Origin of the sequence: Streptomyces sp. NPDC012637 (assembly GCF_042954805.1) — a bacterium.
Classification (GTDB): Bacteria; Actinomycetota; Actinomycetes; order Streptomycetales; family Streptomycetaceae; genus Streptomyces.
The window spans coordinates 173,557-198,725 of sequence record NZ_JBIBDS010000004.1; the positions used below are offsets into that span (position 1 = coordinate 173,557).

Genomic DNA, 25,169 nt, shown 5'->3' on the forward strand with positions numbered 1-25,169 from the left:
CGGAGACACCGCCCGTACCCGGACCCGATCCTCCCGACACGCCGTGAAGGCACCGACTAGAGGGCGCAGCCCTGGCTGTCGACCTGCTGGTTGGCCGCGCGGCCGCGGAGGATGTCGTCCTGGATCTCGTCGACCGTCAGCGCGTAACCGGTGTTGGCGTCGTCCAGCGAGCGGGCGAAGATCACGCCGTAGACCTTGCCGTCCGCGGTGAGCAGCGGACCGCCTGAGTTGCCCTGACGGACCGTCGCGTACAGGGAGTACACGTCCCTGCGCACCTCGCCGCGGTGGTAGATGTCGGGTCCCTTGGCGGCGATCCGGCCGCGGACGCGCGCCGAGCGGACGTCGTACGCGCCGTTCTCCGGGAAGCCGGCCACGATGGCGTCGTCGCCGCTGCGGGCGTCCTGGTCGGTGAACTGGAGCGGCGTGGCATCCAGGCCGGGCACGTCGAGGACGGCGATGTCGCGCTTCCAGTCGTAGAGCACGACCTTGGCGTCGTAGAGCTTGCCCTCGCCGCCTATCTGCACGGTCGGCTCGTCGACACCGCCGACCACATGGGCGTTGGTCATGACCCGGCGCTCGGCGAACACGAAGCCGGTGCCTTCGAGGACCTTGCCGCAGCTGGGCGCGGTGCCGACGACCTTGACGATGGAGCGCTGGGCGCGGGCGGCGACGGGGCTGCCGGCGAGCGCCGGGTCGGGCGGCCGGACCTCGGTGATGGGCTCGTTCGCGAACGGGCTGAAGACCTGCGGGAAGCCGTTCTGGGCGAGCGCGGAGGTGAAGTCGTCGAACCAGCTCGGCGCCTGATCCGGCATCACCTGGGAGATCCCGAGCAGCACCTTCGAGCTGCGGACCTCCTTGCCCACGGTGGGCATCGAGGTGCGGGCCAGTGCAGAACCGATCAGCCACGCGACCAGGAGCATGGCCACCACGTTGACCAGGGCGCCACCAGTGGCGTCCAGGGCGCGCGCGGGAGTCCACGTGATGTGCCGGCGCAGCCTGTTCCCGAGGTGGGTGGTGAAGGCCTGGCCGACGGAGGCGCTGATGATGACCACCATCACGAACACGACCGTCGCCGTCGTCGTGACCTGACTGTGGTCGGTCAGCTGGTTCCAGATGACCGGCAGCAGCAGGACGGCGACGAGGCCGCCCCCGAGGAAGCCGATCACGGAGAGGATGCCCACCACGAAACCCTGGCGGTAACCGATGATCGCGAACCACACGGCGGCGAGCAGCAACAGGATGTCCAGCACGTTCACCGTCAATAGCCTCGCAGATTCGTCATCGGTCGCCCCGGGGCCAGCCTGTCATGACCTCCAGTCCAGCGGGACCCGCTTGGACCGGTCCCAGGGGCGTTCCCAGCCCGCGAAGTGAAGGATGCGGTCGATCACTCCGGCCGTAAAACCCCAGACCAGGGCCGATTCGACGAGGAACGCGGGGCCACGGTGACCACTGGGGTGGGTCGCGGTGGCACGGTTCTCGGGGTCCGTGAGATCCGCCACGGGGACGGTGAAGACCCGGGCGGTCTCGGCGGGGTCGACGACCCCGACCGGGCTGGGCGTGCGCCACCAGCCGAGCACGGGAGTGACGACGAATCCGCTCACCGGGATGTAGAGCCGGGGCAGCACGCCGAAGAGCTGGACGCCGGCCGGGTCGAGGCCGGTCTCCTCGCGGGCCTCGCGCAGCGCGGTCCGCAGCAGCCCGCCGGCGGCCGGGTCGCCGTCCTCGGGGTCGAGGGCGCCGCCGGGGAAGGAGGGCTGCCCCGCGTGCGAGCGGAGGCTGCCGGAGCGCTCCATCAGCAGCAGCTCAGGCCCCCGCGCGCCCTCGCCGAAGAGGATGAGGACGGCGGACTGCCGCCCCGCGCCGTCCGCGGGCGGCAGGAAGCGGCTGAGCTGCTCCGGCTCGACCGTGCGGGCCGCGTGGTCGACCGGCGCCAGCCAGTCGGGCAGCCCCTCTCGGCTGAGCAGGCCGCCGGTCCCTTGGACCTCTTCACCAGTGCGCGTCATCGGCACCCCCGTCCTTCACACCCGTGTTTCACAACGCGGTCGGAGTCTCGGATCGTTCCCTCATGGCGTGGCGCCCAGCGGTGGCGCGGGGCGGCCGGGGTAGTCCGGAGGCGGGTTGAGCCGCTGTCCGGGGAAGCCGCCCTTCTCGTACTTCAGGAGCTTCTTCGCCTTCTCCGGGTCGGTCTCGCCCTCGCCGTACGCGGGGCAGAGGTGTGCGATCGGGCAGGCGCCGCACGCGGGCTTGCGGGCGTGGCAGATGCGGCGACCGTGGAAGATCACCCGGTGCGAGAGCATCGTCCACTCGCTCTTCGGGAAGATCCCGGCGACCTCCGCCTCGATCTTCACCGGGTCGTCGGACTCGGTCCACTTCCAGCGGCGGGCCAGCCGCATGAAGTGGGTGTCGACGGTGATGCCGGGCACCCCGAAGGCGTTGCCGAGGACGACGAAGGCCGTCTTGCGGCCCACACCGGGCAGCTTGACCAGGTCGTCCAGGCGGCCGGGCACCTCGCCGGAGAAGTCGTCCCGGAGGGCGGTGGCCAGACCCATGATCGACTTGGTCTTGGCGCGGAAGAAGCCCGTCGGCCGGATCAGCTCCTCGACCTCCTCGGGGACGGCTGCGGCCAGGTCCTCCGGCGTCGGGTACTTCGCGAAGAGGGCGGGTGTCGTCTGGTTGACCCGCAGGTCCGTGGTCTGGGCGGAGAGGACCGTGGCGACCAGGAGCTCGAAGGGATTGCGGAAGTCGAGCTCGGGATGGGCGTACGGATAGACGTCGGCGAGCTCCCGGTTGATCTTCCGGGCCCGCCGGACCATCGCGAGCTGCGACTCGGGCTTGGCGGCCTTCTTGGGGGCGGCTTTGGCTGTGGCGGCCTTCTTGGAGGCGGCCTTGGTGGCGCCGGTCTTGGGAGCGGCCTTCTTCGAAGCGGCCTTGGTGGCGGTCTCCTTGGAGGCGGCCTTGGTGGCGATCGCCTTCTTGGGAGCGGCCTTCTTCGAGGCGGCCTTCTCGGGAGCGGTCTTCTTAGGAGCAGCCTTGTTGACGGCGGCGCTCTCGGAGGCAGCCTTCTTCGCCGCGCCCGACGTCGGCGCCGCCTTCCCGTCGGTCGCGCTCGGCGTCCCGGTCTCCCCCGTCAGGGGGCGTTTCGTCACTTTCGTCTGTTTCGACACGCCGTGTTCGCCCACAGCGGAATTGACTTCGTCCCGCACTCTTCCAGCCCCCTTGGCCTGTGCTCTCACCGGCGAGTTGGACACCCGGCCAGCCTAGGGGCCGCCACCGACATCCGCCCCGCGCGGACCCGATCACGACCCAATCGGGCCCCTGACGTACGGAAAGGCCGTCCGGTGAGTCAAACTTGTTGTGATTGATCGCACTGAGGTCGACATAGGAGAGAACTCGTGGACGACGTTCTGCGGCGCGCCCCGCTGTTCGCGGCGCTCGACGACGAGCAGGCCGCTGAGCTGCGCGCCTCGATGAGTGAGGCGACGCTTGCCCGAGGCGACGCGCTCTTCCACGAGGGCGACCCGGGCGACCGGCTCTACGTGGTCACCGAGGGCAAGGTGAAGCTGCACCGCACCTCCCCCGACGGCCGCGAGAACATGCTGGCGGTCCTCGGCCCCGGCGAGCTGATCGGTGAGCTGTCCCTCTTCGACCCGGGCCCGCGCACCGCCACCGCGACCGCGCTGACCGAGGTCAAGCTGCTCGGCCTCGGCCACGGCGACCTCCAGCCCTGGCTGAACGCCCGCCCGGAGGTGGCCAGCGCCCTGCTCCGCGCCGTCGCCCGCCGCCTGCGCAAGACCAACGACCAGATGTCCGACCTGGTCTTCTCCGACGTCCCGGGCCGTGTCGCCCGCGCGCTCCTCGACCTGTCGCGCCGCTTCGGCGTGCAGTCGGAGGAGGGCATCCACGTCGTCCACGACCTCACCCAGGAGGAGCTGGCCCAGCTGGTCGGCGCCTCCCGCGAGACGGTCAACAAGGCTCTCGCCGACTTCGCCCAGCGCGGCTGGCTGCGCCTGGAGGCCCGCGCCGTGATCCTGCTGGACGTGGAGCGCCTCGCGAAGCGCTCGCGCTGAGCACCACCGCGTACGCCGTCGCCGCGTACGCCCGACCCCGTACGCCATGACCCCGTAGGAGTCACCCGTACGTCGCGTCACCCGTACGTACGAGAGGGGGCCGCCCGGTTCGACCGGGCGGCCCCCTCTCGCGTTCCCAGCTGGGATCAGCGCTTCGAGCCGTCCACGATCAGCGGGTTCGAGCCGCCGCTGCCGCAGGGCACCGCGTAGACCGGGTTCTTCGCCGCGGCCTCCTTGTACGCCTCGATGCACTGGTTCGTGAGGACCTTGTCGGTCAGCGAGTCGTTGAGGATCTTGTTGGCGCGGGCGATGCCCTCCGCCTCGATGCGGCGCCGGTCGGCCTCCGCCTTGGCCGTACGGGAGGCCTCCAGGGCCCGCTCGGTGGCCTGCTGCTGCTGGATCTTGCGGTCGATCTGGCCCTGGAGGGCGTCCGAGGGCTTCACGTTGCGCAGGTTGACCGTGGTGACGTCGATGCCGCGCGGGGCCAGGCGCTCCTTGATGAGGCCCGCGATCTCCGCGTTGATCTTCTCGCGGTCGGAGGCGTAGCCCTGCTCGCTCGTGTAGCGGGCGAAGACGTTGCGGACGATCTCCCGGCTGTCCGGGTAGACGAGCCGCTGCTGGATGGCGTCCTCGCTGCCGGCGAGCTTGTAGAGCTCGACCGCCTTCGACGGGTGCACCGCCCACTTCACGGTGACCTCGGCGTACATGACGCCGCCCTGCGAGGAGCGAACCTCGACCACGTCCTTGTCGGAGAGGTTGAGGTCGACGGGCCGGGTGGAGAAGGTCGTCACGTTGGTGAACGGCGACTTGATGTGCATGCCGGAGTTCATCGGCGTACCGACCTTGCCGAAGGCGACCGGGACGCCGACCTCGTACGCGCTGATCACGTACGTCATGCTCACGACCAGCGAGAACACGCCGGCGAGCAGGGCGCCGAGGGCGCCGAGCTTGAGACCGCGGGTGTCGTTCGCGCGGCCGACGAAGTACAGCACCGCTGCCGCGATGACCAGCAGGATTGCTATGACGAACACGGGATCCCCCCGAGAGCTACGGCCAGATGTAAGCGGAGCGTAAGACACACTCCGCGGCCGGAAGGTTCCGGGGGGCGCAGCCGCCGTGCATCCGGCCCCGCGCTCAGACCAGTCCGCGCCCCCGCAGATAGTCCAGCTGCGCCCGTACGGAGAGCTCCGCGGCCGGCCAGAGCGAGCGGTCCACGTCCGCGTAGACATGGGCCACGACCTCGGGGGCGGTCCGGTAGCCCTTCTCGACGGCCGTCTCGACCTGCGCGAGCCGGTTCGCGCGGTGCGCCAGGTAGAACTCGACGGCGCCCTGCGCGTCCTCCAGGACCGGCCCGTGTCCCGGCAGCACGGTGCGGACCCCGTCGTCGGTGGTGAGCGAGCGCAGCCGCCGCAGCGAGTCCAGGTACTCGCCGAGCCGCCCGTCGGGGTGGGCCACCATCGTCGTGCCGCGCCCGAGGATCGTGTCCCCGGTCAGCACCGCCCGGTCGGCCGGGAGGTGGAACGAGAGCGAGTCGGAGGTGTGCCCGGGCGTGGGCACCACCCGGAGCTCGAGCCCGCCGGTGGTGATCACGTCGCCGGCCGCGAGCCCCTCGTCGCCGAGCCGGAGCGCCGGGTCGAGCGCCCGTACCGCGGACCGGGTCAGCTCGGCGAACCGCGCCGCGCCCTCGGCGTGGTCGGGGTGGCCGTGGGTGAGCAGGGTGAGCCCGATCCGCTTGCCGAGCTTCTCAGCGGTCGCCACGACGTTGCGCAGATGGCCCTCGTCGAGCGGCCCGGGATCGATGACGACGGCGAGGTCGGAGTCCGGTTCGGCGACGATCCAGGTGTTGGTGCCGTCCAGGGTCATGGCGGAGGGGTTCGGCGCGAGGACGTTGTACGCGCGCGTGGTGCCCGGCCCGGAGCTCACGGACCCGCGCGGCTGCCCGGGAAGGGCTGCGGCGTCGCTCATGCCGTCCCTCCTTCCGGCCCCGCCGTCGGGATGTGCTTCGTGAACTCGTCGTGTCCCGGCCAGCTCAGCACCACCCTGTCACCGTCCAGGCGGGCCTGCGCGAGGACGGGAGTCATGCCCTGCTCCTGCGCCGCCGCCAGGGCCTCCTCCGCGCTCGGGTACCGCTCGAGCGCCCGCAGGGTCGAGATGGTCGGCGGCATCATCGTCAGCTCGCCCCGGTCGTAGCCGGCTGCGGCGTCCGCCGGGCGGATCCAGACCGTGCGGTCGGCCTCGGTGGAGGCGTTACGGGTCCGCTGGCCGGCCGGGAGGTCCGCGACGAAGAACCAGGTGTCGTAGCGCCGGGGCTCGAACTCGGGGGTGATCCAGCGGGCCCAGGCACCCAGCAGGTCCGAGCGCAGCACGAGCCCGCGGCGGTCGAGGAAGTCGGCGAAGGACAGCTCGCGGGCGACCAGCGCCGCCCGGTCCTTCTCCCAGTCGTCGCCCGTGGTGTCGCCGACGACCGTGTCCGCGGTCTCGCCGGCGAGCAGGACGCCCGCCTCCTCGTACGTCTCGCGCACGGCGGCACAGACGACGGCCTGCGCCTGCAACGGATCCGCGAGGCCGAGCCGGTCCGCCCACTCCTCCCGGGAGGGGCCCGCCCAGCGCACGGGATGCTCGTCGCGCGGGTCGACGCCACCGCCGGGATAGGCGTACGCGCCGCCGGCGAAGGCCATGGAGGCGCGGCGCCGCAGCATGTGGACGAGGGGACCGTCCGCGCCGTCCTTCAGGAGGAGCACGGTGGCGGCCCGCTTGGGTGTCGCCGGGACCAGCTCACCGGCGGCGAGCGCACGGATCCGGTCGGGCCACTCCGGCGGGTACCACTGACCATTCGACTGACCATTCGACATGGCCGGATGCTATGCGCAAGCATCGAAATGCACGAGAGCCGGTTCCCTCCGGGGAGGAGGGAACCGGCTCGTCGGCCGTTGTACGGCACTTCCGCAGCGCACCCGGGGTATTTCCGCAGCGGGCCCGCGGCACTTCTACGAGGCGGGGGCCTGCCGGGGGCAGGGGCTACCGGGCCGGTTCCACCCCGTAGGCCCCTACCGGGCAGGGCCTACGGGACCCGGGCGCACTGGCCTGCCGGTCCGCGCCGCTCAGGCGGACTCGAGCTCCACCTGGATCTCGAGCTCGACGGGCGCGTCCAGCGGGAGGACCGTGACGCCGACGGCGCTGCGGGCGTGCACGCCCTTGTCGCCGAGGACGGCGCCGAGCAGCTCGCTGGCGCCGTTGATGACGCCCGGCTGACCGGTGAAGTCGGGGGCGGAGGCGACGAAGCCGACGACCTTCACGACCCGCTTGATCCGGTCCAGGTCACCGGCGACCGACTTCACGGCCGCGAGCGCGTTGAGCGCGCAGGTGGCGGCGAGCTCCTTGGCCTCCTCGGCCGTCACCTCGGCGCCGACCTTGCCGGTCACCGGCAGCTTGCCCGCCACCATCGGGAGCTGGCCCGAGGTGTAGACGTACACGCCGGACTGCACGGCCGGCTGGTAGGCCGCGATCGGCGGGACGACCTCCGGCAGGGTCAGGCCCAGCTCGGCGATCTTCGCCTCGACGGCTCCGGCCCCGCTCACGACTTCGCCCGCTTCAGGTAGGCCACGAGCTGCTCGGGGTTCGGGCCGGGAACGACCTGGACGAGCTCCCAGCCGTCCTCGCCCCAGGTGTCAAGAATCTGCTTCGTCGCGTGCACCAGCAGCGGCACAGTCGCGTACTCCCACTTGGTCATGAGCCGACTGTAGCCGCTGCGGTGAAGCGCCCCGTTCCCGTAGGGGCTCATTCAGGGACGCGTCCGGGGCGGCCCTCTGATTGGTCCGGGCCGCCAGTGGTTAGGCTCGAAGACGTGAGCAGGCTCCAGGTCGTCAGCGGCAAGGGCGGTACCGGTAAGACGACGGTCGCCGCCGCACTCGCGCTCGCCCTCGCGACCGAGGGCAAGCGGACCCTTCTCGTCGAGGTGGAGGGCCGGCAGGGCATCGCCCAGCTCTTCGAGACGGAGGCGCTGCCGTACGAGGAGCGGAAGATCGCCGTCGCGCCGGGCGGCGGCGAGGTGTTCGCCCTGGCGATCGACGCCGAGCGCGCCCTCCTCGACTACCTCCAGATGTTCTACAAACTGGGCAGCGCGGGCCGGGCCCTGAAGAAGCTCGGGGCGATCGACTTCGCGACGACGATAGCCCCGGGCGTCCGGGACGTCCTGCTGACCGGGAAGGCCTGTGAGGCGGTCCGCCGGCGTGAGAAGCAGGGCGGCTTCACCTATGACTACGTGGTGATGGACGCGCCGCCGACCGGCCGCATCACCCGCTTCCTCAACGTCAACGACGAGGTGGCGGGCCTGGCCAGGATCGGGCCGATACACAATCAGGCCCAGGCGATCATGCGCTTCCTGAAGTCCCCGGACACCGCGGTCCATCTGGTGACGCTCCTGGAGGAGATGCCCGTCCAGGAGACCGCCGACGGCATCGCGGAGCTGCGTGACGCCGAACTGCCCGTGGGCCACGCCATCGTGAACATGGTCCGCCCGCACGTCCTCGACGAGGCGGCGGTACGGGCCGCCTCCGGCGACCACCGGGACGCCATCGCCGGGACGCTGGCGTCCGTCGGGGTCAAGGGCGGCGCGAAGCTGGTCGAGCCGCTCCTGGAGCAGGCCGCGGAGCACGCCCAGCGTGTGGAGCTGGAGCGGGCCCAGCGCGAGGCGCTGAACGGGATCGGGGTCCCGACGTTCGAACTCCCCTTCCTGGGGGACGGTGCGGACATCGCCGGCCTCTACCGGCTGGCAAAGGAGCTGCGGAGGCAAGGGGTGGGCGCTTGACGGAGAACGCGACGAGAGGGGCCGCGGCGAAGGAGAACGCGGCCTCCACCGGTCTCGACACGGCGCCCGGCCTGGAACTCGACCCGCTGATCGACGACCCGGCCACCCGCATCATCGTGTGCTGCGGCGCGGGCGGCGTCGGCAAGACGACGACGGCGGCCGCACTCGGCGTGCGCGCGGCGGAGCGCGGCCGGCGGGTCGTGGTGCTGACGATCGACCCGGCGCGCCGGCTGGCCCAGTCGATGGGCATCGACTCGCTCGACAACGTGCCGCGCAAGGTGGACGGCATCAAGGGCTGCGACGGCGGCGAGCTGCACGCGATGATGCTCGACATGAAGCGGACCTTCGACGAGATCGTCGAGGCGCACGCGGACGCCGACCGGGCCCGGGCGATCCTGGAGAACCCGTTCTACCAGTCCCTGTCGGCCGGATTCGCCGGTACGCAGGAGTACATGGCGATGGAGAAGCTGGGCCAGCTCAGGGCCAGGGACGAGTGGGACCTGATCGTGGTCGACACGCCGCCGTCCCGGTCGGCCCTCGACTTCCTGGACGCGCCGAAGCGGCTGGGCTCGTTCCTCGACGGCAAGTTCATCAAGCTGCTGATGGCGCCGGCGAAGGTGGGCGGCCGGGCGGGGATGAAGTTCCTCAACGTCGGCATGTCGATGATGACGGGGACGCTGGGGAAGCTGCTCGGGGGTCAGTTCCTCAAGGACGTGCAGACGTTCGTGGCGGCGATGGACACGATGTTCGGCGGTTTCCGGACCCGCGCGGACGCCACGTACAAGCTGCTGCAGGCTCCGGGCACGGCCTTCCTCGTGGTGGCGACGCCGGAGCGGGACGCGCTGCGCGAGGCGGCGTACTTCGTGGAGCGGCTGGCCGCGGAGGACATGCCACTGGCGGGGCTCGTCCTCAACCGCGTGCACGGCAGCGGCGCCGCCCGGCTGTCGGCCGAGCGGGCGCGGGCCGCCGCGGAAAATCTTGACGAGGGTCGCATTGTGGATCAGGAGGGCGGGAAGACTGCTGGGCGTGGCTCCCGCGCCACTTCTCCCGAGCCGTCAGACCTCGCCACCGCCGCCACCGCACAAGCCGATTCCCCGGTTGCCCCCACAGCCGGAACGGATTCGGAGACCGATCTGCCGGACACGGATCCACCGCACCCGGATCCGTCGAGCACGGACTTGCACGACGCGGACGCACCGGAAACCGACGCATCGGAAACCGACCCACCGGACACCGACGTGAAGGAACTCACCGCCGGTCTGCTGCGGCTCCATGCCGAGCGGATGCAGGTGCTCGCACGCGAGCAGCGCACACGCGACCGCTTCACCGCGCTCCACCCCGAGGTGGCGGTCGCCGAGGTGGCCGCCCTGCCCGGCGACGTGCACGACCTCGACGGGCTGCGGGCCATCGGTGACCGTCTCGCGGTCGGCCGCATGCCGTAGCGACCGGTCGGCCGGCCGCACGGGTCGCTCCGCCTGCCGGCGGAGTGCACGCGGTGCTCAGGCGACGGGCTAGCCCACCGCCGCGTACGTCTCGTACGTCGCGTCGTCGTCCATCGCCACGGGCAACAGGCCCGCTCCCCGCTCGTACTCCGTGCGCGCGGTCTCCAGGAGCCTGCGCCACGAGGTGACGGTCGGCCGGCGGCGCAGCAGGGCGCGTCGCTCGCGCTCCGTCATACCGCCCCACACGCCGAATTCCACGCGGTTGTCGAGGGCGTCGGCAAGACATTCGGTCCGCACCGGACAGCCGGTGCACACCGCCTTCGCCCTGTTCTGCGCCGCGCCCTGCACGAAAAGTTCATCCGGATCGGTAGTGCGGCAGGCCGCCTGCGCACTCCAGTCAGCTACCCAGCCCATACCGGCGCCGTCCTCTCCCGAATCGAGGCTCCCCCACGGCGGTAGCGGCATATTCACCGCTGCCAGTTGGGACGTTACGGAAGGCAGGGACAGCGCAACACCCCCTTCGGGCCCAATCTTGAATGGCCCGAACGGACTATGCGTACGCGTCAGATCACCCAGGGGAGTGACGCAAGGACATCACGGCCATAACGGACATGAGCCCGATTCGGGCATGAAGCCACCGCGCTTCGGGGACGCGGGAATTCACACCTATGTCACGCAAGGGTCTTGATGCCGGACCACACTGCTGTGACAGTTGGGAGCAGCTTAGGCCAAGGCATATACGTGTGTCCGGCGAATGAGAACGTAGGCTGCCCCCATGGCAAAGAAGCGCTCGGGCGGAGGTCTGACCGGGACCCAGCAGGCCGCCAAGTTCCTCGGTGTCAGTGTGCTCGCCGGAGCCGTGCTGGCGGGCATCGCCCTGCCCGCGGCCGGGGTGATGGGACTGGCGGCGAAGGGCACGGTCGAGGGGTTCGACGAGATCCCGTCCAACCTGAAGACACCGCCGCTGAGTCAGCGCACCACGATCCTCGACTCAGAGGGCGGCCACATCGCCACCGTGTACTCGCGCGACCGGAAGGTCGTGCCGCTGGACAAGATCTCCCCGTACATGCAGAAGGCGATCGTCGCCATCGAGGACTCGCGCTTCTACGAGCACGGCGCGATCGACCTCAAGGGCGTGCTGCGCGCCATCAACCGCAACGCGCAGTCGGGCGGAGTCGCGCAGGGCGCGTCCACGCTCACCCAGCAGTACGTGAAGAACGTCTTCGTCGAGGAGGCCGGCGACGACCCCGAGAAGGTCGCCCAGGCCACCCAGCAGACGCTGGGCCGCAAGGTGCGCGAGCTGAAGTTCGCCATCCAGGTCGAGGAGGAGCTGGGCAAGAAGAAGATCCTGGAGAACTACCTCAACATCACGTTCTTCGGGCAGCAGGCCTACGGCATCGAGGCCGCCTCGCAGCGCTACTTCTCCAAGCCCGCCGCCGACCTCAGCCTCCCCGAGGCCGCCATGATGGCCGGCCTCGTGCAGTCGCCGAGCCGCTACGACCCGGTGAACGACATCCAGGAGGCGACCAAGCGCCGCGACACCGTCCTCCAGCGCATGGCCGACGTGAAGGACATCAGCCAGGCGGAGGCCGACGCGGCGAAGGCCACCCCCATCAAGCTGAAGGTGAAGTCGCCGAAGAACGGCTGCATCACCGCCGTCGACGGCGCCGGCTTCTTCTGCGACTACGTCCGCAAGACGATCCTCAACGACCCGGTCTTCGGCAAGACCGCCGAGGAGCGCCAGAAGCTGTGGAACCTGGGCGGTCTGACCGTCCGGACCACCCTCGACCCGCGCGCCCAGGCCGCCGCCAACGAGGCCGCCATCGCCAAGGTCGACAAGGACGACCCGGTCGCCGCCTCGGTGGTCCAGGTCCAGCCCGGCAGCGGCAAGATCCTCTCGATGGGTCAGTCCCGCCCGTACGGCCTCGACCAGAAGCTCCACCAGACGACGCTCAACCTCTCCGTCGGCAAGAAGATGGGCGGCACGACGTACGGCTTCCAGGTCGGCTCGACCTTCAAGCCGATCACGGCCGCCGCGGCGCTGGAGAAGGGCCTGAGCCCGGCCCAGTCGTTCACGACGCCGTGGAAGATCTCGGTGCCGATGAACTCGTACACCACCTGCGCCGGCGGCCCCTCCGGCGGCGGCAACTGGGACCTCCAGAACGAGATGAAGTCCGAGGCCGGCACCTGGGACATGACCAGTGCGCTCGGCAAGTCCATCAACACCTACTTCGCGCAGCTGGAGCAGATGGCCGGTCTGTGCGAGACCGTCAACATGGCGCAGAAGATGGGGTACGAGCGGGAGCTCGGGAAGAAGCTGAAGGAGCTTCCCTCCATCACCCTCGGCGGCCAGGAAGCCACCCCGCTCGACATGGCGTCGGTCTACGCGACCTTCGCCAACCGCGGCACGTACTGCACGCCCATCGCCATCGAGTCGATCACGACGGCCGGCGGCGAGAAGCTGAAGGTCCCGCAGACCGAGTGCTCCAAGGCGATGAGCGAGCGGACCGCCGACACCGTCAACCAGATGCTGAAGGGCGTCGTCGAGGACGGCACCGGTACGAAGGCCGGTCTGAGCGACCGCGACAACGCGGGCAAGACGGGTACGACCAACGACCGCAAGGACGCCTGGTTCGTCGGCTACACCCCGAACCTGTCCACGGCGGTGTGGGTCGGTGACGACGTCGGCGAGAAGAAGTCGATGTACGACATCACCATCGGCGGCCAGTACTACGACAAGGTCTGCGGTGGCTGCCTCCCGGGCCCGATCTGGCGGATCGCGATGACCGGCGCGCTCGAGGCCGGCGAGACCCCGTCCTTCGTCCCGATCAACGTGCCGCGCGGCGCGCAGCCCGCAGACAAGGACAAGGACAAGCGCCCCGGCGACGACAACAAGCCGGGCGGGCCGAAGCCGGGCACCACGCTCCCCGGCGGGATCACCCTCCCGCCGGACCTGATCGGCGGGATGACGGGCAGGCCCGGAAACGGGAACGGCGGCCGCGACGGCTAGCCCGTAGCGGCACCCGTGCGGGGACCGGAACCGGTCCCCGTACGCGTTCCCCGTACGCGTGCTCGTCCTCGTACCGCTACTCGTACCGCTACTCGTACGACGAAGGCGCCCCTCCCGATCGGCTCGGGAGGGGCGCCTTCGTACGTGGTCCGCGTGGTCCGCGTGGTCCGCGTCGGCCGCTTGGGCCGCGTGGGCCGGGTGGGCCGGGTGGGCCGGGTGGGCCGGGTGGGCCGGGTGGGCCGGGTGGGCCGGGTGGGCCGGGTAAGTGGCGTCTGGCGGTGTGCGGCGGGTCAGCCGGCGAGGAGCTTCTTCACGGCGGCGGCGACGCGGCCGCCCTCCGCCTGCCCGGCGACCTTCGGGTTGACGATCTTCATGACGGCACCCATCGCGCGCGGGCCCTCGGCACCGGCGGCCTTCGCCTCCTCGACGGCGGCGGCCACGACGGCCTCCAGCTCGTCGTCGCTCAGCTGCTTCGGCAGATAGGCGTCGAGGATCTCGCCCTCGGCCCGCTCGCGTTCGGCCTGCTCGGCGCGACCGCCCTGGGCGAAGGCGTCCGCGGCCTCGCGGCGCTTCTTCGCCTCCTTGGCGATCACCTTCTGCACCTCGTCGTCGGAGAGCTCGCGCTTGGTCTTGCCCGCGACCTCCTCCTTCGTGACGGCGGCGATGGTCAGCCGCAGGGTCGAGGAGCGCAGCTCGTCGCGCTCCTTGATCGCGGCGTTGAGGTCGTCCTGAAGCTTGGCCTTGAGCGTGGTCATGGGGTCAAGTGTGGCAGGTGCCGGGGCCGTCCCGCCCGCGCATTTCCGCCCACCGTCTCCGCGAAGGCGCTCGACGGGTCTGCGACGATATGGGGATGCGCGCACGGTACGGGATCCCCCTGAAGATCACGGCAGGCCTCACGGCGACGGCGGCGGCCGGACTCGTCTACGCGGCGGGCTTCGAGGCCCGCTCCTTCCGACTGCGCCGGGTGACCATCCCGGTGCTGCCCCGGGGCATGCGTGATCTGCGGGTCCTGCAGGTCTCCGACATCCACATGGTCAGCGGCCAGAACAAGAAGCGGGCCTGGCTGCAGTCCCTCGCCGGACTGCGCCCGGACTTCGTCGTGAACACCGGCGACAACCTCTCCGACACGGAGGCCGTGCCGGAGGTGCTGGACGCGCTGGGGCCGTTGATGGAGTTCCCGGGCGTGTACGTCTTCGGCTCCAACGACTACTACGGGCCGCGGCTGCGCAACCCCGCTCGCTATCTGAAGGAGAAGGTGCAGGGCCGGCACGGCCTCAACGGCAACCCGCCGGTGGTCGGCGCCGTCCACAACCCGTGGGAAGGCATGCGGGACGCCTTCGACGCGGCCGGCTGGGTGAACCTGACCAACACCCGCGGCCGGCTGAAGCTGCCCGGCCTCGACCTCGCCTTCACCGGCGTGGACGACCCGCACATCAAGCGGGACCGTTACGAGCGGGTGGCCGGCGGCCCCGACCAGGACGCCGACTTCTCGGTGGGCGTGGTCCACGCGCCGTACCTGCGCGCCCTGGACGCGTTCACGGCGGACGGCTACGAGCTGGTCCTGGCCGGGCACACGCACGGCGGGCAGCTGTGCATCCCCTTCTACGGCGCCCTGGTCACCAACTGCGACCTGGACACCGACCGCGTGAAGGGCCTGTCCACCCACACGGTCGCCGACCGCACCTCGTACCTGCACGTCTCGGCCGGCTGCGGCACCAACCGCTACACCCCGGTCCGCTTCGCCTGCCCGCCGGAGGCGACCCTGCTCACCCTGACCGCGCGAAGCTGACAGGCGGACCTGACCGGTGGGACCCGACGCTCGGGCCCGACGCTCGGACCTGATCGCAGGGACCTGCCCCGTGGGACCCGACTCTCGGACCTGACTGCAGGGACCTGACCGGTGGGACCCGACACACGGACTCGGCACTCGGAGCTGACCGTACGGACCTGACCGGTGGGACCAGACGCACGGGCGCCCGACCGTGCGGGCCCGACGCACGGACCCGACCGCGCGGACCCGACGGCCGAACCTCACCGCGCACACCCGACCTCTCGGACCCGGGCGCTCGAACCTCGGCGCTCGGGCCCGGGTGCTCGCGTACGGTGCCCTCATGCCGTACGCCACCTCCCTCTTCCGCGCGCTGATCGCCCTGGCCGCGGCGACGGGCATCGTGATCGAGTGCGTCGAGGGGAACCCCCTCGTCGTCTTCAGCTTCTTCACGATCTGGTCGAACACCGCCGTCGCCGTCGTCCTCGGCCTCGGTGCCGTACGTGCCTGGCGGCGGCAGCCGCCCCTGGCGCCGGCCTGGACGGGTGGGGTGCTGCTCTGCATCTCGGTGGTCGGGCTGGTCTTCCACCTGGTCCTGGACAACCCGGCGAGCGAGTTCAACCAGGCCGCCGAGATCGCCCGCCTCACCGGCGCCAGGGCGGTCGCCAACCAGCTCCTGCACACCGTGACCCCGCTCGGCGTGGTCCTCGACTGGCTCCTGCTCACCCGCCCGGGCGCCTTCCGGTGGCGCCACGCCGCCCAGTGGCTCGCGGCGCCCGGCGCCTACCTGGTCTTCGCCCTGGTCCGCGGCGCGCTCGTCTCCCCCGACACCCCGAACCGCTACACGTACCCCTTCCTCGACGTCGCCGCCCACGGCTACCCGGGCGTTCTCACCAACGCCCTCGTCCTCGGTCTCGCCTTCTACGCCCTGGCCCTCGCCCTGATCACCGTGGACCGCTTCCGACCTGCGGTGGCGGGCCGCGAAAACCGGATTTCGTCTCTGGGCGCGGGTGGGCTAAAGTAATCGATGTCGCCGCGACGTGAAGAACAGAGCAGCGACATCGGGGTGTAGCGCAGCTTGGCAGCGCGCTTCGTTCGGGACGAAGAGGTCGTGGGTTCAAATCCCGCCACCCCGACAGCTGTAAGACCAGATCAGGGGCCTGATCCGCGAGAGCGGGTCGGGCCCCTGAGTGGTTTCCGGGTCGGTTCGCCCGGGCTCCGGCCATTCGGCCCCGGCCGCCGGGTTCGCCGTCCTAGGGGCGGCGGGTCGGTGCGACCCGCAGGGTCTCGGCGGCGGTCGTGGCCACCACGTCGGCGACCGTGGACAGGGCGGGCGAGTCCAGCTTCCACTGCTGCCAGTACAGCGGGACGTCCATGGGCCGGGATGGTGCCAGTTCCACCAGACGGCCGGAGCGCAGCAACGGTTCGGCCTGTGGCTCGGGTACGAGGCCCCAGCCGAGGCCGGCGGCCACCGCGTCCCGGAAGCCGTCCGATGCGGGCACCATGTGGCGGATCCGACCGGCGCCCGAACGGCCCCGCGTGAGGGACCGGACGAACGCGTCCTGCAGTTCGTCGCGCCGGTCGAAGACCACGGTGGGCGCCTCGCTCAGGTCCGCGGCCAGATCCCCGGTGAGGTGGCGGACCGCGAACTCCGTTGTGGCGACGGCCAGATAGCGGGCCGATCCGAGCTGCCGTACGGTGCAGCCCGCCACCGGTTCCGGCGAGGAGGTGACGGCCGCCATCACCTGGCCCTCGCGCAGCAGGGCGGTGGTGTGGGACTCGTCCTCCCGGTAGAGCTCGAAGCAGATCGGCGGGTCCTGCGGCACCCGGGTGAGCGCGGGTAGGAACCAGGTGGCGAGGGAATCGGCGTTGACCGCGATCGGAACCCTGGCGGGCCCCTGTTCGGCCGACAGGCCGAGTTCGGCGCGGGCGTCCCGTTCCAGCCTGGCGAGCTGCCGGGCGAAGCGGACCACGACCTCGCCTGACTCGGTGAGCCGTACCGGCTTCGTCCGTTGCAGCAGGACCCGCCCCGTGCGCTGCTCCAGGGCCTTCACGCGCTGGCTGACGGCGGAGGGGGTCACGTGCAGGGCGGCGGCCGCGGCGTCGAAGGTGCCTTCGTCGACCACCGCGAGCAGGGTGCGGACCTGGTCCAGGGGAAGCTCGTCCATAAGTACTGCTAAGGATACGTAAGAATCTTTAGCTGTACGAAGGGGATGCGTGCTCCGTACCGTCAGCTCCATGACCAGCAGCACCATCGCCGCCGTACTCGCCGGTTTCGGAACCGGGCTCTCCCTCATCGTGGCCATCGGGGCCCAGAACGCCTTCGTCCTCCGCCAGGGCGCCCGCGGCCATGCCGTCCTCGCGGTGGTCGCGATCTGCGCCGTCTCGGACGCGGTCCTGATCACGCTCGGCGTGGCGGGCGTCGGCGCTGTGGTCACCGCCTGGCCGGCGGCGCTGACCGCGGTCGGTCTCGCGGGCGGGGCGTTCCTGCTCTGCTACGGCTTCCTGGCTGCCCGGCGGGTGCTGCGCCCCGACCCCGAGGCCTCGCTCGCGGGCGACGGCGGGCCGGGCGCACGGTCCGCCCGTCGGGCGGTCCTGACCTGCCTGGCGATGACCTGGCTGAACCCGCACGTCTACCTCGACACCGTGCTCCTGCTGGGCTCGCTCGCTTCGGACCGCGGCGACCTGCGCTGGGCCTTCGGCGCGGGCGCCGCCCTGGCCAGCCTGGGCTGGTTCGCCGCCCTGGGCTTCGGCGCCCGGCTGCTGAGCGGCGTCCTGTCCCGGCCCAAGGCCTGGCGCGTCCTGGACGGGCTGGTCGCGGCCACCATGCTCGCGATGGGCGGGATGCTGGTGGCCGGAGCCTAGGGTGTGACTTCCGCGTCCTCGTCTGCTGCGTACGTGGACGCGACGCAAGGACCCTTCAATACCCGCTCTACGATGGGGCGTCCAGAAGAAGGGTGGGTTCTCAGGTGCTGGTCGCGGACCGATATCGGCTCCAAGTGTGTGTCGGACGTGGCGGCATGGGCGAGGTGTGGCGGGCGACCGACGAGGTCCTCGGGCGGGATGTGGCCGTCAAGCTGATGCTGGGTCACGAGCACGACCCGTCGGCCGCCGACCGGTTCCGGATGGAGGCGCAGACCGCGGCGCGGCTCAGTCATCCGCACGTGGTCGGGGTGTTCGACTTCGGCACCTGGGACGGGAAGCTGTTCCTCGTCATGGAACTGGTGGCGGGCGACAGCCTCGCCGGGGACCGGGCGCGGCCCGTCGTGCTCGGCGCCGAGCAGGTCGCCACGGTCGCCGCGCACGCCGCGGCGGGGCTCGCCGCGGCGCACCGGCAGGGCGTGGTGCACCGCGACATCAAGCCCGGCAACCTGCTGATGGACGCCGACGGCACGGTGAAGCTCGCGGACTTCGGCATCGCGCGCTTCGTCGACGATCCCTCCGCCGGACTCACCACCACCGGGCAGATCGTGGGCACGGGGCTCTACCTCGCGCCCGAGCGGGCCCTCGGCCAGCCCGCCTCCCCCGCCTCGGACGTCTACTCGCTGGGCTGCGTGCTGTACCAACTGCTCACCGGGCAGACCCCGTTCCGCGCCGACACCGCGACCGCGCTGCTGTACCAGCACATCGACACCCCACCGGCGCCGCCGCGGCAGCTCGGCGTGCCGATGCCCGCCGCGTTCGAGGCGTATCTGCTGACGCTGCTCGCCAAGCAGCCGGAGCAGCGGCCGACGGCGCAGGCCATCGCCGACTGGTTCACCTCGGGAGCCTGGCGTGACCAGCCGATGCCGCTGCCCCAGGCCGTACCCCAGACCGCTCCTCATTCCATGCCGCCGCCAGCCGCGCCGCATGGCGTACCGCAGGCCGCGCCTCATTCCGTACGGCCGATGGCGCCGCACCGGTCCGCGCCCGCGGCCCCGGCCCCCGGCCCCGGCCGGCCGGCTCCCGGCCGGCCCGCGCCCGTGCGGCAGGCTCCCTCGCCCGTCGCGCACGCGCCGCAGCCGCGGTCGCGGCGGGCCCAGCCGCCGGCCGAGAACCCGCTGGCCGCGATATCCCGGCGCAGACCCCGCCGTACCGCCGCCGTCGCCGGCGCGGTCGCGTTCGTGGTCTTCCTGCTGATCGGAATGGCCTGGCTCAGCTGAGGCGGCCAGTGGACCAGTCCGAATGCGCGAGGCGGTCCGAGAGACGCGGACCGACCAGTGAAGCGAGCCGGTCCGAAGACGCGGACCGTTCCCTGGACGTGAGCCGGTCGATCGACGTGCGCCGGTCAGTAGATGCGCGGGGCCATCACATGGCCCTCCGGCTCCTCCGGCCCGAGCAACAGGCAGCGCGGCACCCCCGGGCCCGGCGTCGCCCGGACGGTCACCGGAGTCGGCGGGTCCGTCGGCAGCTCGACGTGAATGAGGACCGGGCGGTCGTCGCGGCTCGTGGCGTGCCCCGTCTCCTTGCCGTCCACCAGGATCTCGACCGTCGGGTGATGACCGGTCTGGACGGTGGCACTGACCGAGTGGCCGCGGTAGTCGATGTGGAAGTGGTGCCGTGCTCTCATGACGTCGCCTCCGCGCGCCGGACCGCCTTCCCTCCAGCGTAGAGCGATCCCGGCTTGTCCGGCATTGTCACGGTATGACGGCGAGCGCCATGGCGCCCGCCAGGACCAGGACCGAGCAGATGCCCAGGTTCACCGCCTTGTACTGGAGGAAGACCGCCGCGAACTCGCGGATGGTCGCGCTCGGCCAGAAGTACGCGGCGGTCGGCGAACCCACCACCTGACCGTTGACGCCCGCCTTCCGGGCCATCAGAGCGGCCCTGAAGGCATGGAAGTTGTTGGTCACGATCACGCACTCGGAGCCGGGGCGCTCCGCCTCCATCAAGGCGTGGCTGAAGAGCATGTTCTCCTCCGTCGTACGCGAACGGTCCTCGCGCACGATCCGGTCCGCCGGGAAGCCGCGCTCCGTCAGGTAGTCGGCCATCGCGTGCGACTCCGGAAGCTCCTCGTCGGGGCCCTTCCCGCCGGAGGTGATCAGGACCGGCGTCCGGTCCACCTCGCGGCGCTCCGCCAGCGTCTCGTACACCTGTCGGCCCCGCTCCAGCCGGCTCGCGAGCAGTGGCGGTACGTGGCGGCCGCCGATCAGGCCGGAGCCCAGGACGACGACGTAGTCGGCGTCGCGCCGGATGCGCATCCGGCCGTAGAGGAAGGCGTAGCCGATGAAGCTGAGGAAGAGGAAGGAGACGTAGCCGAGGACCATCAGGAGGGTGCCGGTGACGATGCCGAGGGTCGCCGAGTGGGTGAGGACGGCGGCGGCCATCAGGCCCATGACGCCGAAGATGCCGAGCCCGGCGAGCAGCGAGAGCAGATTGGCGGGCCGTCTGCCCTCCTTCCGGACCATCTTGACGCCGTTGGCGCACAGCAGCCCGGCGAGCGCCAACGGGCCGAGCGCCAGCACGAGCAGCACGACGACCATCACCGTGACGGCGACACCGGGCGGCGCGTCGTCGAGCCCGGCGAGCAGCCCGAGTCCGAGGAAGGTCACGGCGAGGCCCAGGTACACCGCGTTGCTGAAGCGGCGCCGGTCGCGGAGCACACCGGCGCCGAAGAGCCCGAGGAAGACGGCGGCCACGACGTAGGCGAACATGCCGTCATCGTAGACATCGCCTCTGACAACGGGCCCTGGTCGTCGACGAGTCGTGCGGGGGCCGGGCTCCGTGACCGGCCTGTGCAGGCCGAGCCGCGCGCTCCTCGAAGGCCCTGCGCGGTTCGCCGTGGGAGCGCAACGGGTCGACGGTGCCGAGGAGATGCGCGGCCGCGGCGGGTCGGCCGCGCAGGATTCGCAGCTGGGGGAGGACCGGCCCTCGGCGGCGAGGGCCGTACCGGTGATGCTCCCGATCCGCGTACGGCCCCGCAACGCGCGCGTGGCGTCGTCCGCGCTGTGGGCCGTCTCACCGTCCCAGTCGAGGAGTTCGGCGCGGGCGTCGTCGGACCCAGGCGACCGCCCAGCCGTCCCGGCCCGCCCAATTGCCCGCCGCCGCCCTGTCCGGGGCCTCCTGCGGCCGTTTCCCTGCCCGTGCGGCCGTTCCCCTGCTTCATCGGGCCGTTCCCCTGCCCGTGCGGCCGTGCCCCTGTTCATCCGGCCGTTCCCCTGCCCGTCCGGGCGGGACACAATGGCGGCCATGGAGTTCGCCGTGTTCGTGACGCTGCCCGGTCTGGTCATGCTGCTGACCGTGATCGCCTTCGGCGACCAGATCCTGCGCGCCACCGGGCGCGGCCGGCGCGGGGGTCAGGTCTCGTCGACCGGCTTCGAGCAGCTGCACGCGACCTTCTCGCAGGGCAAGCAGAACGAGCTGAAGGAGCGGCAGAGCTCGCTCGTGATGCGCGACGACGAGGAGGACGGCGCCCCGCCGCACCGTTCCACGGTGGACCTGGCGGGCGGGCGCGCCGTCATCAGGCTCACGCCGCCCGCTACGCCTTCGAGGCCCTGATCGAGTACATCAGCGGGAAGCGGGGCCGGTCGGCCGGGAAGCGGTAGTAGCCGTCCTCGTGGCGCGCGAGCGACTCGAAGCGCGGGAACAGCGTCACGTCGTGCTCGTGCAGGAACTCGATCCGCAGCCCCGCCTTCGCGATCCCCGTGACGACCTCGCCGACCGGGTGCACCCACTCCACGCTGCGGTTGTGGACGGTGGCGGCGTCGAGGTCCGCGTAGGTTCCGGACGAGGTGTCCACCCACGGTTCGTGCACGAAGTAGTCGTGGACGAGCCGGGTCGCCGTCCCGTCGTCGAACGAGTCGGCGATCGGGTGGAACTCGGCCACGTAGAGGAAGCCACCGGGCGCGACCAGCGAGGCGGCCGTCTCCGCCCAGCGCTCGATGTCGGGAAGCCAGCACAGGGCCCCGCCGCCGGTGTAGACGACGTCGTACGAGGAGTCCGGCACCGCCTCGGCCGCGTCGTACGCGTCGGCGGCGACGAACGCGGCCCGGTCCTGCGTGAGGCCGAGGTCGGAGGCGAGGGAGCGGGCGACGTCCACGGCCGGCTCGGAGAAGTCCAGGCCGACCACGCGGGAGGCCCCGTGCCGGGCCCAGGACAGGGTGTCCAGGCCGATGTGGCACTGGAGGTGCAGCAGCGAGCGTCCGGTGACGTCACCGACCTCCGCGAGCTCGAAGTCGCGCAGGGCGTCCTTGCCGGCGCGGAAGGCGTCGAGGTCGTAGAACTCGCTGGCGACGTGGAGCGGGACGCGCTCGTCCCAGCGGGCGCGGTTGGCCGCGTGCCAGTCGTCGGGAGTGGGTGCGTACATGCCCGGGAGGTTATCCACAGGCTGCGGACGGGGCGAACCATTTGTCTGCCCGACGGAGCATCATGGCTGCATGACTGAGGAGATCAAGGACGCAGACGTCAAGGACTTCGCGGCGGCCCCCGCCTGGGAGCAGCGGTTCCGCGCCCCGCGGGTGTCGCTGCCGGAGTGGGCGGAGGAGGCCCCGGACCGCTCGCTGTTCGTGTCGAACGCGACGGGGACGTACGAGCTGTACGCGTGGGACCGGGCGACCGGTGTGCAGCGGCAGGTGACCGACCGGCCGAACGGGACGACGGACGGCACGCTCAGCCCGGACGGCCGGTGGATCTGGTGGTTCTCCGACACCGACGGCGACGAGTTCGGCGTGTGGATGCGCCAGCCGTTCGACGGCGGCGCGGACGAGCCGGCCGTGCCGGGTCTCGCCGCCTCCTATCCGGCGGGCCTCGCCATCGGCCGTGAGGGCACGGTCGTGGTCGGCCGGTCCACGGACGAGGACGGTTCCACCGTCCACCTGCTGCGACCGGGTGCCGACGGGCCGGTGGAGATCTACCGGCACCGGGAGTCGGCCGGCGTCGGCGACCTGTCCCACGACGGGAGCCTGATCGCGATCGAGCACACCGAGCACGGCGACGCGATGCACTCGGCGATCCGGGTCCTGCGCGCCGCCGACGCCTCGGCGGTGGCCGAGCTCGACGACACCAAGGGCGGTACGGAGGAGCTGGGCCTGACGGTCCTCGGCTTCGCGCCGCTGGCCGGGGACACCCGGCTGCTCGTCGGGCACCAGCGGCGCGGCCGCTGGGAGCCGATGCTGTGGGACGTGGCCACGGGCGCGGAGACCGACCTGCGGCTCGACCTGCCGGGCGACGTGTCGGCCGAGTGGTATCCGGACGGCTCGGGCCTGTTGATCGTGCACGGCTTCGAGGCGCGCAGCGAGCTGTGGCGGTACGAGATCGCGACCGGCGCCCTGGTGCGGGTGGACACCCCGGCCGGCTCGGTGTCGAGCGCGACGGCCCGCCCGGACGGTTCGGTGGAGTATCTGTGGTCCTCGGCCGCCCATCCGTCGGTGGTGCGGTCGACGGACGGCTCGGTCGTCCTCGACCCTCCGGGTCCGAAGGCGCCGCCGTCGGTGCCGGTGGAGGACGTGTGGGTGGAGGGACCGGGGGGCCGGATCCACGCCCTGGTGCAGCGCCCGGCCGAGGGCGAGGGCCCGTTCCCGACCGTCTTCGAGGTGCACGGCGGCCCCACCTGGCACGACAGCGACTCCTTCGCCGCCGGCCCCGCCGCCTGGATCGACCACGGCTACGCGGTGGTGCGGGTGAACTACCGCGGCTCGACCGGGTACGGGCGGGAATGGACGGACGCGCTCAAGCACCGGGTCGGCCTGATCGAGCTGGAGGACATCGGGGCGGTCCGCGAGTGGGCGGTGGCGAGCGGTCTCGCCGACCCGGAGAAGCTGGTGCTCGCCGGCGGTTCCTGGGGCGGCTACCTCACCCTGCTCGGCCTCGGCACCCAGCCGGACGCCTGGGCGGTCGGTCTCGCCGCGGTGCCCGTCGCCGACTACGTGACGGCGTACGAGGACGAGATGGAGGCCCTTAAGGCGCTCGACCGCACGCTGCTCGGCGGCTCGCCCGAGGAGGTGCCCGAGCGGTTCGCGGCTTCCTCGCCGCTGACGTACGTGGACGCGGTGAAGGCGCCGGTGCACATCTCGGCCGGGGTCAACGACCCGCGCTGCCCGATCCGCCAGATCGACAACTACGTGGACCGGCTGGCCGCCCGCGGAGCGGTGCACGAGGTGTACCGGTACGACGCGGGGCACGGCTCGCTGGTGGTGGACGAGCGGATCAAGCAGGTCGCGCTCGACCTCGACTTCGCGGCCCGCCACCTGGGGACCCGGAAGGAGGTGGGCTGAGGGTCCTTGCGTACCGTGGGGGTGTGTACCGGTTCCTGAGAACGCCCCGCTGGTGGGGGATCAACGCCTTCGTTCTCCTCGCGATCCCGTTCTGCCTGTTCATGGGTACGTGGCAGATGGGCAAGTTCGAGGACCGCGTCGCCACCCACCAGGAGGCCGAGCGGCAGCCGGACCCGGCGGCGCGGCCCGCCGAGGCACTGGACACGCTGCTGCCGGTGGACAAGGAGACCTCGGGGCGGGTCGCCAGCGCCAGCGGGCGGTTCGGTGAGCAGTTCCTGGTCCCCGACCGGGAACTGGACGGACGCACCGGCTCGTACGTGCTCACGCTCCTCAAGACCGACGGCGGCAAGGCGCTGCCGGTGGTCCGCGGCTGGATGCCCGCCGGGGCGAAGGCACCGGCGCCGCCGGCCGGCGAGGTGACGGTGACGGGCGCGCTCCAGGCCTCGGAGAACCCGGGCACCAAGGGCGTCCGCGCGGCCGGCGGGCTGCCCCAGGGGCAGCTCGGCATGATCAGCGCCGCGTCGCTGGTGAACGTGGTGTCGGACGACGTCTACGACGCCTGGATCACCCTGGCCGACTCCCCGGCCGGGCTGACCCCGGTGCCGGCGACGGCCGCCGCGGGCACCAGCCTGGACATGAAGGCCTTCCAGAACCTGGGTTACACGGCCGAGTGGTTCGTCTTCGCCGGCTTCGTGCTCTTCATGTGGTTCCGCCTGCTGCGCCGGGAGGCCGAGGCCTCCCGCGACGCCGCGCTGGGCCTGTAGGGGCGCCTCCGGCAGCTCGGGGAGCACCCGGGACTCTGGTGGACGGTCCGGGCCAGGCAGGGCAGGGCCGCACGGCAGACGCCCGGGGCTCCGGTGCGGGCCGGGCAGGCTCAAGAAGCG

Annotated in this window: 25 protein-coding genes and 1 tRNA gene; 12 read left to right on the forward strand and 14 right to left on the reverse strand. The window is 71.6% G+C overall.

The features are described 5' to 3' along the window. Positions 1-56 precede the first annotated feature (56 nt). From ACFY8W_RS17765 to nth, 3 genes are read right to left on the reverse strand one after another with little or no spacing between them, the layout of a single operon-like run. Positions 57-1,256 carry a MarP family serine protease gene (locus tag ACFY8W_RS17765; RefSeq protein ID WP_391105852.1) on the reverse strand — a complete coding sequence of 400 codons (1,200 nt, stop codon included), beginning with the start codon at positions 1,254-1,256 and terminating at the stop codon, positions 57-59. Positions 1,257-1,304: 48 nt separating this feature from the next. Then, entirely contained in the window at positions 1,305-2,003 is a 699-nt protein-coding gene (locus ACFY8W_RS17770; protein WP_391105854.1) for an NUDIX domain-containing protein, read from the reverse strand. A 60-nt stretch (positions 2,004-2,063) separates the two neighbouring features. After that, complete coding sequence (gene nth / locus ACFY8W_RS17775) at positions 2,064-3,146, reverse strand: endonuclease III (protein ID WP_391105856.1); 1,083 nt, start codon at positions 3,144-3,146, stop codon at positions 2,064-2,066. Positions 3,147-3,392: 246 nt separating this feature from the next. Here nth and ACFY8W_RS17780 point away from each other — a divergent pair, with 246 nt between their 5' ends. Continuing rightward, positions 3,393-4,067, forward strand: coding sequence for a Crp/Fnr family transcriptional regulator (locus ACFY8W_RS17780; protein WP_046910193.1), 675 nt, complete (start codon positions 3,393-3,395; stop codon positions 4,065-4,067). Between the two features lie 146 nt (positions 4,068-4,213). On the opposite strand, the gene ACFY8W_RS17785 is transcribed toward ACFY8W_RS17780, so the two are convergent. The 5 genes from ACFY8W_RS17785 to ACFY8W_RS17805 form a co-directional block, all read right to left on the reverse strand. Beyond that, positions 4,214-5,098, reverse strand: a complete 885-nt coding sequence (locus ACFY8W_RS17785) for an SPFH domain-containing protein (protein ID WP_391105859.1) — start codon at positions 5,096-5,098, stop codon at positions 4,214-4,216. A gap of 103 nt (positions 5,099-5,201) precedes the next feature. Further along, positions 5,202-6,032: an MBL fold metallo-hydrolase gene (locus ACFY8W_RS17790; RefSeq protein ID WP_391105862.1), complete on the reverse strand. Its 831-nt coding sequence runs from the start codon at positions 6,030-6,032 to the stop codon at positions 5,202-5,204. After that, positions 6,029-6,919 carry an NUDIX hydrolase gene (locus ACFY8W_RS17795; protein ID WP_391105864.1) on the reverse strand — a complete coding sequence of 297 codons (891 nt, stop codon included), beginning with the start codon at positions 6,917-6,919 and terminating at the stop codon, positions 6,029-6,031. Before ACFY8W_RS17795 ends, ACFY8W_RS17790 begins: the two co-directional genes overlap by 4 nt. Positions 6,920-7,168: 249 nt before the next feature. Then, the gene (locus tag ACFY8W_RS17800) at positions 7,169-7,645 is read right to left on the reverse strand and encodes an Atu1372/SO_1960 family protein (RefSeq protein ID WP_391105866.1); all 477 of its coding nucleotides are present in this window, start codon (positions 7,643-7,645) and stop codon (positions 7,169-7,171) included. Then, the gene (locus ACFY8W_RS17805; protein WP_128984345.1) at positions 7,642-7,797 is read right to left on the reverse strand and encodes a DUF4177 domain-containing protein; all 156 of its coding nucleotides are present in this window, start codon (positions 7,795-7,797) and stop codon (positions 7,642-7,644) included. The genes ACFY8W_RS17800 and ACFY8W_RS17805 overlap by 4 nt, the downstream gene beginning before the upstream one ends. A gap of 114 nt (positions 7,798-7,911) precedes the next feature. Here ACFY8W_RS17805 and ACFY8W_RS17810 point away from each other — a divergent pair, with 114 nt between their 5' ends. Further along, positions 7,912-8,874: an ArsA-related P-loop ATPase gene (locus ACFY8W_RS17810; protein ID WP_391105868.1), complete on the forward strand. Its 963-nt coding sequence runs from the start codon at positions 7,912-7,914 to the stop codon at positions 8,872-8,874. Then, the gene (locus ACFY8W_RS17815) at positions 8,871-10,316 is read left to right on the forward strand and encodes an ArsA-related P-loop ATPase (RefSeq protein WP_391105870.1); all 1,446 of its coding nucleotides are present in this window, start codon (positions 8,871-8,873) and stop codon (positions 10,314-10,316) included. The genes ACFY8W_RS17810 and ACFY8W_RS17815 overlap by 4 nt, the downstream gene beginning before the upstream one ends. A 69-nt stretch (positions 10,317-10,385) precedes the next feature. On the opposite strand, the gene ACFY8W_RS17820 is transcribed toward ACFY8W_RS17815, so the two are convergent. Continuing rightward, entirely contained in the window at positions 10,386-10,730 is a 345-nt protein-coding gene (locus tag ACFY8W_RS17820) for a WhiB family transcriptional regulator (protein ID WP_046910200.1), read from the reverse strand. A 361-nt stretch (positions 10,731-11,091) separates the two neighbouring features. Here ACFY8W_RS17820 and ACFY8W_RS17825 point away from each other — a divergent pair, with 361 nt between their 5' ends. Beyond that, positions 11,092-13,326: a transglycosylase domain-containing protein gene (locus tag ACFY8W_RS17825; RefSeq protein WP_391105873.1), complete on the forward strand. Its 2,235-nt coding sequence runs from the start codon at positions 11,092-11,094 to the stop codon at positions 13,324-13,326. Positions 13,327-13,616: 290 nt separating this feature from the next. Here ACFY8W_RS17825 and ACFY8W_RS17830 read toward each other — a convergent pair whose 3' ends face one another. Next, positions 13,617-14,081: a GatB/YqeY domain-containing protein gene (locus tag ACFY8W_RS17830; protein ID WP_391105875.1), complete on the reverse strand. Its 465-nt coding sequence runs from the start codon at positions 14,079-14,081 to the stop codon at positions 13,617-13,619. 95 nt (positions 14,082-14,176) lie between these two features. On the opposite strand from ACFY8W_RS17830, the gene ACFY8W_RS17835 reads away from it, so the two are divergent. The 3 genes from ACFY8W_RS17835 to ACFY8W_RS17845 all read left to right on the forward strand — a co-directional run bounded on the left by ACFY8W_RS17835 (position 14,177) and on the right by ACFY8W_RS17845 (position 16,230). Further along, positions 14,177-15,115: a metallophosphoesterase gene (locus tag ACFY8W_RS17835; RefSeq protein WP_391105877.1), complete on the forward strand. Its 939-nt coding sequence runs from the start codon at positions 14,177-14,179 to the stop codon at positions 15,113-15,115. 322 nt (positions 15,116-15,437) lie between these two features. Continuing rightward, a complete protein-coding gene (locus ACFY8W_RS17840; protein WP_391105879.1) occupies positions 15,438-16,118 on the forward strand; it encodes a Pr6Pr family membrane protein in 681 nt (226 codons plus the stop codon). 38 nt (positions 16,119-16,156) lie between these two features. Continuing rightward, positions 16,157-16,230: transfer RNA gene (locus ACFY8W_RS17845), tRNA-Pro, on the forward strand. Between the two features lie 117 nt (positions 16,231-16,347). Here ACFY8W_RS17845 and ACFY8W_RS17850 read toward each other — a convergent pair. After that, a complete protein-coding gene (locus ACFY8W_RS17850) occupies positions 16,348-17,262 on the reverse strand; it encodes an ArgP/LysG family DNA-binding transcriptional regulator (protein ID WP_391105881.1) in 915 nt (304 codons plus the stop codon). A gap of 70 nt (positions 17,263-17,332) precedes the next feature. Here ACFY8W_RS17850 and ACFY8W_RS17855 point away from each other — a divergent pair, with 70 nt between their 5' ends. Together ACFY8W_RS17855 and ACFY8W_RS17860 are read left to right on the forward strand one after the other, a co-directional pair. Beyond that, positions 17,333-17,959: a LysE family transporter gene (locus ACFY8W_RS17855; RefSeq protein WP_391105883.1), complete on the forward strand. Its 627-nt coding sequence runs from the start codon at positions 17,333-17,335 to the stop codon at positions 17,957-17,959. Positions 17,960-18,063: 104 nt separating this feature from the next. Continuing rightward, complete coding sequence (locus ACFY8W_RS17860) at positions 18,064-19,236, forward strand: protein kinase (RefSeq protein WP_391106829.1); 1,173 nt, start codon at positions 18,064-18,066, stop codon at positions 19,234-19,236. A gap of 125 nt (positions 19,237-19,361) precedes the next feature. Here ACFY8W_RS17860 and ACFY8W_RS17865 read toward each other — a convergent pair whose 3' ends face one another. Together ACFY8W_RS17865 and ACFY8W_RS17870 are read right to left on the reverse strand one after the other, a co-directional pair. After that, positions 19,362-19,643, reverse strand: a complete 282-nt coding sequence (locus ACFY8W_RS17865; protein WP_391105885.1) for a hypothetical protein — start codon at positions 19,641-19,643, stop codon at positions 19,362-19,364. Between the two features lie 67 nt (positions 19,644-19,710). Then, positions 19,711-20,727: an ElyC/SanA/YdcF family protein gene (locus tag ACFY8W_RS17870; RefSeq protein ID WP_391105887.1), complete on the reverse strand. Its 1,017-nt coding sequence runs from the start codon at positions 20,725-20,727 to the stop codon at positions 19,711-19,713. A 535-nt stretch (positions 20,728-21,262) separates the two neighbouring features. On the opposite strand from ACFY8W_RS17870, the gene ACFY8W_RS17875 reads away from it, so the two are divergent. Beyond that, entirely contained in the window at positions 21,263-21,571 is a 309-nt protein-coding gene (locus tag ACFY8W_RS17875; protein WP_391105889.1) for a DUF6191 domain-containing protein, read from the forward strand. Here ACFY8W_RS17875 and ACFY8W_RS17880 read toward each other — a convergent pair. Beyond that, positions 21,552-22,379 (reverse strand): methyltransferase domain-containing protein, encoded by an 828-nt coding sequence (locus tag ACFY8W_RS17880; protein WP_391105891.1) that lies wholly within the window; start codon positions 22,377-22,379, stop codon positions 21,552-21,554. The genes ACFY8W_RS17875 and ACFY8W_RS17880 overlap by 20 nt on opposite strands. Positions 22,380-22,449: 70 nt before the next feature. Here ACFY8W_RS17880 and ACFY8W_RS17885 point away from each other — a divergent pair, with 70 nt between their 5' ends. Together ACFY8W_RS17885 and ACFY8W_RS17890 are read left to right on the forward strand one after the other, a co-directional pair. Next, complete coding sequence (locus ACFY8W_RS17885) at positions 22,450-24,285, forward strand: prolyl oligopeptidase family serine peptidase (protein ID WP_391105893.1); 1,836 nt, start codon at positions 22,450-22,452, stop codon at positions 24,283-24,285. 23 nt (positions 24,286-24,308) lie between these two features. Continuing rightward, positions 24,309-25,049: an SURF1 family cytochrome oxidase biogenesis protein gene (locus ACFY8W_RS17890; RefSeq protein WP_391105895.1), complete on the forward strand. Its 741-nt coding sequence runs from the start codon at positions 24,309-24,311 to the stop codon at positions 25,047-25,049. Positions 25,050-25,169 lie beyond the last annotated feature (120 nt).

Bases quoted from the DNA above. Each gene is read 5' to 3' on its own strand.
- ACFY8W_RS17770 (WP_391105854.1), bottom strand. From the start codon at position 2,003: ATGACGCGCACTGGTGAAGAGGTCCAAGGGACCGGCGGCCTGCTCAGC.
- ACFY8W_RS17790 (WP_391105862.1), bottom strand. From the start codon at position 6,032: ATGAGCGACGCCGCAGCCCTTCCCGGGCAGCCGCGCGGGTCCGTGAGC.
- ACFY8W_RS17795 (WP_391105864.1), bottom strand. From the start codon at position 6,919: ATGTCGAATGGTCAGTCGAATGGTCAGTGGTACCCGCCGGAGTGGCCC.
- ACFY8W_RS17805 (WP_128984345.1), bottom strand. From the start codon at position 7,797: ATGACCAAGTGGGAGTACGCGACTGTGCCGCTGCTGGTGCACGCGACG.
- ACFY8W_RS17820 (WP_046910200.1), bottom strand. From the start codon at position 10,730: ATGGGCTGGGTAGCTGACTGGAGTGCGCAGGCGGCCTGCCGCACTACC.
- ACFY8W_RS17825 (WP_391105873.1), top strand. From the start codon at position 11,092: ATGGCAAAGAAGCGCTCGGGCGGAGGTCTGACCGGGACCCAGCAGGCC.
- ACFY8W_RS17830 (WP_391105875.1), bottom strand. From the start codon at position 14,081: ATGACCACGCTCAAGGCCAAGCTTCAGGACGACCTCAACGCCGCGATC.
- ACFY8W_RS17835 (WP_391105877.1), top strand. From the start codon at position 14,177: ATGCGCGCACGGTACGGGATCCCCCTGAAGATCACGGCAGGCCTCACG.
- ACFY8W_RS17840 (WP_391105879.1), top strand. From the start codon at position 15,438: ATGCCGTACGCCACCTCCCTCTTCCGCGCGCTGATCGCCCTGGCCGCG.
- ACFY8W_RS17850 (WP_391105881.1), bottom strand. From the start codon at position 17,262: ATGGACGAGCTTCCCCTGGACCAGGTCCGCACCCTGCTCGCGGTGGTC.
- ACFY8W_RS17855 (WP_391105883.1), top strand. From the start codon at position 17,333: ATGACCAGCAGCACCATCGCCGCCGTACTCGCCGGTTTCGGAACCGGG.
- ACFY8W_RS17865 (WP_391105885.1), bottom strand. From the start codon at position 19,643: ATGAGAGCACGGCACCACTTCCACATCGACTACCGCGGCCACTCGGTC.
- ACFY8W_RS17870 (WP_391105887.1), bottom strand. From the start codon at position 20,727: ATGTTCGCCTACGTCGTGGCCGCCGTCTTCCTCGGGCTCTTCGGCGCC.
- ACFY8W_RS17875 (WP_391105889.1), top strand. From the start codon at position 21,263: ATGGAGTTCGCCGTGTTCGTGACGCTGCCCGGTCTGGTCATGCTGCTG.
- ACFY8W_RS17880 (WP_391105891.1), bottom strand. From the start codon at position 22,379: ATGTACGCACCCACTCCCGACGACTGGCACGCGGCCAACCGCGCCCGC.
- ACFY8W_RS17885 (WP_391105893.1), top strand. From the start codon at position 22,450: ATGACTGAGGAGATCAAGGACGCAGACGTCAAGGACTTCGCGGCGGCC.